At 69.7% G+C, this 6,430-nt stretch carries 7 protein-coding genes; all 7 read right to left on the bottom strand.

Translation table 11 applies throughout. The features are described from left to right. Positions 1-19: 19 nt before the first annotated feature. The 7 genes from tsaD to HH308_RS14410 are packed head-to-tail and all read right to left on the bottom strand — an operon-like array spanning position 20 to position 6,426. Complete coding sequence (tsaD, locus tag HH308_RS14440) at positions 20-1,051, bottom strand: tRNA (adenosine(37)-N6)-threonylcarbamoyltransferase complex transferase subunit TsaD (protein WP_170194911.1); 1,032 nt, start codon at positions 1,049-1,051, stop codon at positions 20-22. Next, positions 1,048-1,548, bottom strand: coding sequence for a ribosomal protein S18-alanine N-acetyltransferase (gene rimI, locus HH308_RS14435; RefSeq protein ID WP_170194910.1), 501 nt, complete (start codon positions 1,546-1,548; stop codon positions 1,048-1,050). Before rimI ends, tsaD begins: the two co-directional genes overlap by 4 nt. Next, positions 1,545-2,222 (bottom strand): tRNA (adenosine(37)-N6)-threonylcarbamoyltransferase complex dimerization subunit type 1 TsaB, encoded by a 678-nt coding sequence (gene tsaB / locus HH308_RS14430; protein WP_170194909.1) that lies wholly within the window; start codon positions 2,220-2,222, stop codon positions 1,545-1,547. The genes rimI and tsaB overlap by 4 nt, the downstream gene beginning before the upstream one ends. Next, positions 2,219-2,689, bottom strand: coding sequence for a tRNA (adenosine(37)-N6)-threonylcarbamoyltransferase complex ATPase subunit type 1 TsaE (tsaE, locus tag HH308_RS14425; protein ID WP_211188490.1), 471 nt, complete (start codon positions 2,687-2,689; stop codon positions 2,219-2,221). Before tsaE ends, tsaB begins: the two co-directional genes overlap by 4 nt. Continuing rightward, positions 2,686-3,834 carry an alpha/beta fold hydrolase gene (locus tag HH308_RS14420; RefSeq protein WP_246284602.1) on the bottom strand — a complete coding sequence of 383 codons (1,149 nt, stop codon included), beginning with the start codon at positions 3,832-3,834 and terminating at the stop codon, positions 2,686-2,688. The genes tsaE and HH308_RS14420 overlap by 4 nt, the downstream gene beginning before the upstream one ends. Further along, positions 3,821-4,975: an alanine racemase gene (alr, locus tag HH308_RS14415; RefSeq protein ID WP_170194907.1), complete on the bottom strand. Its 1,155-nt coding sequence runs from the start codon at positions 4,973-4,975 to the stop codon at positions 3,821-3,823. The genes HH308_RS14420 and alr overlap by 14 nt, the downstream gene beginning before the upstream one ends. A gap of 5 nt (positions 4,976-4,980) precedes the next feature. After that, complete coding sequence (locus HH308_RS14410; RefSeq protein WP_170194906.1) at positions 4,981-6,426, bottom strand: NAD(P)H-hydrate dehydratase; 1,446 nt, start codon at positions 6,424-6,426, stop codon at positions 4,981-4,983. Positions 6,427-6,430: the final 4 nt, after the last annotated feature.

Below are 6,430 nucleotides of genomic sequence, written 5' to 3'. Positions count from 1 at the left end.
ACTCGGGGAGCGGAGACGGCTACGCCACGCTCACCTGCACCGACATCCCGGGGTCGGTCGGTACCGTCAGCGACGACGGCTTCGCGCCGCCGGCGATCACATGCGCACCCAACGTCGCGATCATGACTCCGTTGTCGGTGCACAACCGCGGTTTGGGTACACGCAACGTGATTCCCTTTGCCGCGCAACGCTCTTCGGCGAGGCTGCGGAGCCGCGAATTGGCGGTCGCTCCCCCGCCCAGCACCAGCGTCGTCACGCCCAGATCCGTGCAGGCGCGGATCGCCTTCATGGTCAGAACGTCGGCGACCGCCTCCTGGAACGACGCCGCGACGTCGGCCACCGGCACGGCGACACCCTCGCGGTCGCACTTCTCGACGTAGCGGGCCACGGCGGTCTTCAACCCGCTGAACGAGAAGTCATAACGCGCGTCGCGCGGGCCGGTCATTCCGCGGGGGAACGCGATCGCGGTCGGATTGCCTTCCCGCGCAAGCGCATCCAGAACCGGCCCGCCCGGGTAACCCAGACCGAGCAGTCGTGCCACCTTGTCGAACGCTTCGCCGGCGGCATCGTCGACGGTGGTACCCAGTTCGACGATGGGCTCGGCCAGGTCGGTCACGTGCAGCAGGTGGGTGTGCCCGCCGGAGACCAGCAACGCAACGCATTCCGGCATGGGGCCGTGCTCTAGCGTGTCCACCGCGACATGTCCGCCGAGATGATTCACCGCGTACAACGGCACATCCCAGGCCAGCGCGTACGCCTTCGCCGCGGCGACGCCCACCAGTAGCGCACCGGCCAGTCCGGGTCCGATGGTCACCGTGATCGCGTCCGGTTTGTCGATCCCCGCCGCCGCCCGGGCACGTCGCATCGTCGGCACCATCTCCTCCAGATGAGCGCGCGACGCCACCTCGGGCACCACGCCGCCGTAGCGGGCGTGCTCGTCGACGCTCGAGGCCACCTCGTCGGCGAGCAGCGTCGTCGTGCCGTCGCCGTTCCACCGCACGATGCCGACTCCTGTTTCGTCACAGGAACTTTCGATACCCAGCACGATCATGGGAACTCCTCACCGCCGCCGACGACCGCCGGTACGCCCGCGGCCTCGCGAATCATCGTGTACGCGTCCGCGCCCGACGGCTGGTAATAGCCCTTGCGCACACCGGACCGCACGAAACCGTTGGCCTCGTACAGCGCGATCGCCGGTTCGTTGTCGACCCGCACTTCCAGAAAGACCGGTGCGCCGAGGTGGTCGGCCACGGCCAGCATCTCAGCCAGCAGCGCCCACCCCAACTGATGCCCACGATGCGAGGGCGCGACAGCGATCGTGTGAATCTCGCACTCATAGGCGCCTTCGGGCCCCAGGATCGAGATACCCGCATACCCGATCACTTCGCCGCCCGGCGCCTCCCGCAACGCGAAGTAGCGGTTGTACGGCGCGTCGAGTTCAGCGCGGAACGCCGCCGCGGGCCACGGCGAATCGCCGGCAAACATCACCCGTTCCAGCTCGGCGCACCGCTCGACGTCGGAGCGCAGCAGGGCATCGATGATCGTCATCGGCGCTTCTTCTGATCTTTGAGCTCCACCGCATCGGGGCGTCGAAGATACAGCGGCACAAGGGGTTCCGGTACCGATCGGGCAAGCACCGCGCTCGCCGCGACGGTGACCAGTCCGGTGACCGACGGTCGTTGCGTACTGCCGGGCGTCGCCTCGAACCGGTCGGTGAAGCCGTCGGTACCCACGACGACGTCGATCGACGTCCCAGCGAGCTCCTCGGCGAGTGTCTGCGGTGCGACGACATTCGGTCCGGCCACCCGATGCCCGTCGCGGTAGAGCGCCCAGTACACCTCCCGGCGTCGAGCGTCGGTCACCGCGAGAGCCGTTCCGATCACGCCACCTGCCGACTGTTCCTGCGCCACCATGGCATCGAGCGAACAGACGCCGTACACGGGGATCTCGAGTGCGTCGCCGTACGCCGCGGCGGTCGCCAGCCCCACGCGCAGCCCGGTGAACGGGCCCGGTCCGCATCCGACGACGACGCCGTCGAGATCCGGCCCACCGAGCCCCGCCTGCGCCAATGACTCGGCGATCAGCGTCGTCAACAGTTCGGCATGGCGTCGACGGTCGGTCACCGTGCGGTCGGCCAGCACGCTCACTCCAGCGTCCGCGGACAGCTCGGCGACCCCGGTCACCACCGCATCGGTTGCGGTATCAACGGCAAGCACCCTCACGACGACTCCTCAGCACTGTCCACCCATTCCCACGTCACCTCGCGCACCTCCGACTCCGGCGCGCGCCGTAGCCGAATCATCAGGTAGCGCGACACCAGCCGTTCAGCGACGCCCTCACCCCATTCGACGACCACCACCGAGTCGGCGAGGTCGGTGTCGAGATCGAGAGCGTCGAGTTCCTCGTCGAGCGGAATCGCCGAATCGGTCAATCGATACGCGTCGACGTGCACGAGTCCCGGACATCCCGCCGTTGCGGGCCGATGCAGTCGGGCGATGATGAAGGTCGGCGACGATACTCGCCCCTGCACGCCCAGACCGGCCGCGATGCCACGCGTGAGTGCGGTCTTACCCGCACCCAGCGGACCGTCGAGGATCACCACGTCGCCCGCACGCAGAGTCGTCGCCAGCGCGGCGCCGAATGCCTCGGTATCGGCGACGTCGGGCAGCGTCCTGGTCTGTGCCGTCAACCGCGCCACCCGACCCGTGAGCGAGTGATTCCCTTGTCCACCTTAGGATCTCGTTGCCCCAACACCCTGATCACCAGTTCGGCGATCGGCTCGGTCACCGTGTCGGGCTGCTCCATCAGCACCATGTGTCCGGCTCCCTGGACGATGGTCAGCCGCGTCGTCGAGCCGAGCTCGCCGTAGAGGTCGTAGGAGTTGTAGTACGGCGTCATCCGATCCTCGTCGCCGCAGACGACGATGGTCGGCAGTGTGGCTAGCAGCGACAGTGCGTCGGACTCGTCATGCGATTCCAGGGCGTGCAAGAAGTTCACGATCGTATGGATCGGGGTGTTCTGCAGCATCGACTCGACGGCGCGATCGGTTGCGGGACTGTAGAAGTCGGGTCCCCAGCTCGCGGCGAGCAACACCGGCATCAGCAGCCTGCGGGTGCGGCCGCGGCCGGCCTGCACGACGCGCGGCGCCCGTCGCACCGCGAGCCGGAATCCGTCGATGACAGGATTGGACAGCCCTTCACCCAGGCCCGCTTCGGTCAATCCCCGTGCGGCCGTGGCGATCAGCCCGGCGCCCACCACCCGGCCGTCGGGCGCGAACAGCCCCGGGTGCCTGCGCGCGGCGCCCATGATCGACATCCCGCCCATCGAATGTCCCACCAGCACAACGGGACCGCTGGGAGCCATCTGCCGAATCACCGCGGCGACGTCGTCACCGAGTTGAGAGATCGTGCAGGTGTCGTCGGGGGCGGCGTCGCTCTTGCCGTGCCCGCGATGATCGAAGAACACCATCGCGATCGACATATCCTCGTCGGCCCAACGCTTTTCGAGTGCGAAGCGCTGGAAGTGCCAGCTGGCCATCCGCAGACTGAACCCGTGTACGAAGACGAGGGTCAGGTCCGGCTCGGCGGGGCCGACGCGGCGCACCGCGAGGCGCAACCCGTCGTCGGTGACGACGGTCAGCGCCTCGTCGTCGTAGATGGCGCGGAAGTTCTCGTCGGCGTGCGGATCGGCGAGACCGACGTCGCGGCGCGCTTTTCGGCGCTTGGTGGCCCGACGTGTCACACCCGAGGCCGTGGCCGCGCCCAGTGACCGGACACTGCCGGTACCCGCGCGCCACATCCGTTTGTCCTCGCGCACCCGTTTACGTCTCGGCATCGTCGACCGCCTGTCTGGGTCCACCGATATACCGGCGCACGACCCGGGCGCCGATTCCGGACACGATCTCGTAGTCGATGGTGCCGGTCGCCTCAGCCCAGTCGAGGGCGGTCGGGCCGCCGTCGGCTCCGGACCCGAACAGCACCGCGCGGTCGCCCTCGACGACACCGCCGCCATCGGGCCCGAGGTCGATGACGAACTGATCCATGCACACACGCCCCACGGCGTCGAAGATCCGTCCGTTGACGCCGACCCGCAGCTTCCCCGACATCGCCCGCGGCACGCCGTCGGCGTAGCCGGCCGGGATCACCGCGATCAGGCTGTCCCGTCGCGCGATCCACTCGTGCCCGTAGGACACGCCCTCGCCGGCCCGCACCCTCTTGACCAGCGCCACCTGCGCCGACACTTCCATCGCGGGGATCAAGCCGAAATCGCCGAGTCGCGGAATCGGAGATCGGCCGTAGACGGCGATCCCCGGGCGGACGAGGTCCCGCGAGAGATCCGGGCGGGTAAGCGCGGCAGGCGAATTCGCGACATGCACCGAGTGTGGCCGGATGCCGATCCGGGCGAAGTCGGCGACCGCGGCGTCGAGCTCGGCCGCCTGCGCCGAATTGAGCGGATCATCCGGTTCGTCGCCACGGGCCAGGTGTGTCATCATCGACCGCAGCTCGATCGTGTTGTCCGCCAGGGCTTTCGCCGCGGCATCGGTGAAATCGGACCATTCTTCGACCGCGACGCCGCTGCGCCGCAGGCCGGTGTCGACCTTGATCGAGACGATGGCGGTCCGACCGCTCACGCGCGCCGCGGCGACGACCGCGTCGAGTTGCCGTTGCGAGGACACCGCGATGTCGATCCCCGCATCGATCCCGGCTGCGAAATCCGTTGCGCCGGTGTGCAACCAGGCAGTGATCGGTGCGTCGATGCCGGCCTCGCGCAGGGCGAGGGCCTCGGTCATCCGCGCGACGCCGAGTCCGACTGCGCCCGACGCGAGCACGGTACGCGCAACCGGGACCGCTCCGTGACCGTAGGCGTCGGCCTTCACGACGGCCAGCACGTCGACGCCGGACGCATCGCGCAGCACACCGACGTTGTGGGCAATCGCCGACAGGTCGATGGTCGCGGTCAGATCCGGCTCGGTCATCGATGTCATTGTCTCACCACCGATGCACCGGCAGCCCGCCGCAGTCGGGTGATGGCCGCCGGGATGGCCCCGAGCAGCCGAGAAGCTCCCAGCGGCGCGTCGTCGGCGCCGATAGCGGCGGCGACCGAATGGACACGCGCCGCCATCGCCGCGGCGTCGACGGGACTGCGTCCCGAGGCGAGCAATGCCCCGGCGAGGCCGGCCAGTACGTCTCCGGATCCGGCGGTCGCCGCCCACGACGATCCGGCGTCGTTGCCGATCACCGGCGTCGACGGTTCGGGTCCGGCGATCAGGGTGCCGCGGCCCTTGAGCAGCACCGTCACCCCCAGCCGCTGTGCGAGATCACGCACCGCGGCGAGCCGGTCGGGCCCGAGCGGCTGCCCGGCGAGCCGGGCGAATTCACCGGCGTGCGGCGTGAGCAGCGTCGCAGCGGTGCGGGCAGCGAGCAACTCGGGATGCGCGGCGAGCATCGTCAGTCCGTCGGCGTCGACGAGGACGGGGACGTCGGCGGCCAGTACGGTGCGCAGCCGGGCCAGAGCGTCGTCGTCGACGCCGAATCCGGGTCCGACGATCCACGCCTGCACGCGTCCGGCAGCCTGCGGGGACTCACTGACCACCACTTCGGGGAAACGCGAAAGGACTTGCGCCCCTGCCGATCCCGCGTATCGCGTCAGTCCCGACGTCGCGTGGATCGCGGCGCCGGTGCACAGCACCCCGGCGCCCGGATAGCGCGGTGAACCCGCGACCACGCCGACGACCCCCTGCGTGTACTTGTCATCCGCGGGCCCGGGCACCGGCCAGCACCGCCCCACCTCGTCGTCGGTCCAGGACCGCAGGTCGGCGCCGTCGAGATCGCCCAACCCGATGTCGATCAGTACGACGCGCCCGCAGTGCGGCGCGGCGAGCAGGTGCGCGTTGCGGCGCACCCCGAAGGTGACGGTGACGTCGGCCGACACCGCCGGGTCATGCACCACGCCGGTGTCGGCATCGATGCCCGAGGGTAGGTCGACGGCGAATACCGGAGCGGTCACCGACGCGAAAACCGTTGCCGCACTTTCGCGCAGCGGCCCGTGGCCACCGATTCCGACGACACCGTCGACGACGGCGTCCATGGTCGCGGGTAGCCGCTCGACGACCCGCCCGCCGCTGCGCCGCAATGCCGCCAATCCCGCCGGGTGCGCCCGCTCGGGGTTGAGCAGCACCGCACAGACCGACACGCCGCGACGAGCGAGCAGTGCGCCCGCGAACAGGGCATCACCTCCGTTGTCGCCGGCACCGACCACCAGCCCCACCCCGCGCCCGTAACATCCCCCGGTCGAAACCAGGTGCGCGGCAACGACATTCGCGACCCCGGTAGCCGCCCGCTGCATGAGAGCGCCGGAGGTCAGCAGGTCACCGGTAGCCGCCTCGGCGGCCCGGACGGCCGCCGCGGTGAAGTAGTCGACGGGCATCGCG

The organism is Gordonia asplenii (assembly GCF_012933505.1).
Lineage (GTDB): Bacteria > Actinomycetota > Actinomycetes > Mycobacteriales > Mycobacteriaceae > Gordonia > Gordonia asplenii.
This window is presented reverse-complemented; position numbering and strand designations above follow the sequence as displayed.

Bases quoted from the DNA above. Each gene is read 5' to 3' on its own strand.
- tsaD (WP_170194911.1), bottom strand. From the start codon at position 1,051: ATGATCGTGCTGGGTATCGAAAGTTCCTGTGACGAAACAGGAGTCGGC.
- rimI (WP_170194910.1), bottom strand. From the start codon at position 1,548: ATGACGATCATCGATGCCCTGCTGCGCTCCGACGTCGAGCGGTGCGCC.
- HH308_RS14420 (WP_246284602.1), bottom strand. From the start codon at position 3,834: ATGCCGAGACGTAAACGGGTGCGCGAGGACAAACGGATGTGGCGCGCG.
- alr (WP_170194907.1), bottom strand. From the start codon at position 4,975: ATGACCGAGCCGGATCTGACCGCGACCATCGACCTGTCGGCGATTGCC.
- HH308_RS14410 (WP_170194906.1), bottom strand. From the start codon at position 6,426: ATGCCCGTCGACTACTTCACCGCGGCGGCCGTCCGGGCCGCCGAGGCG.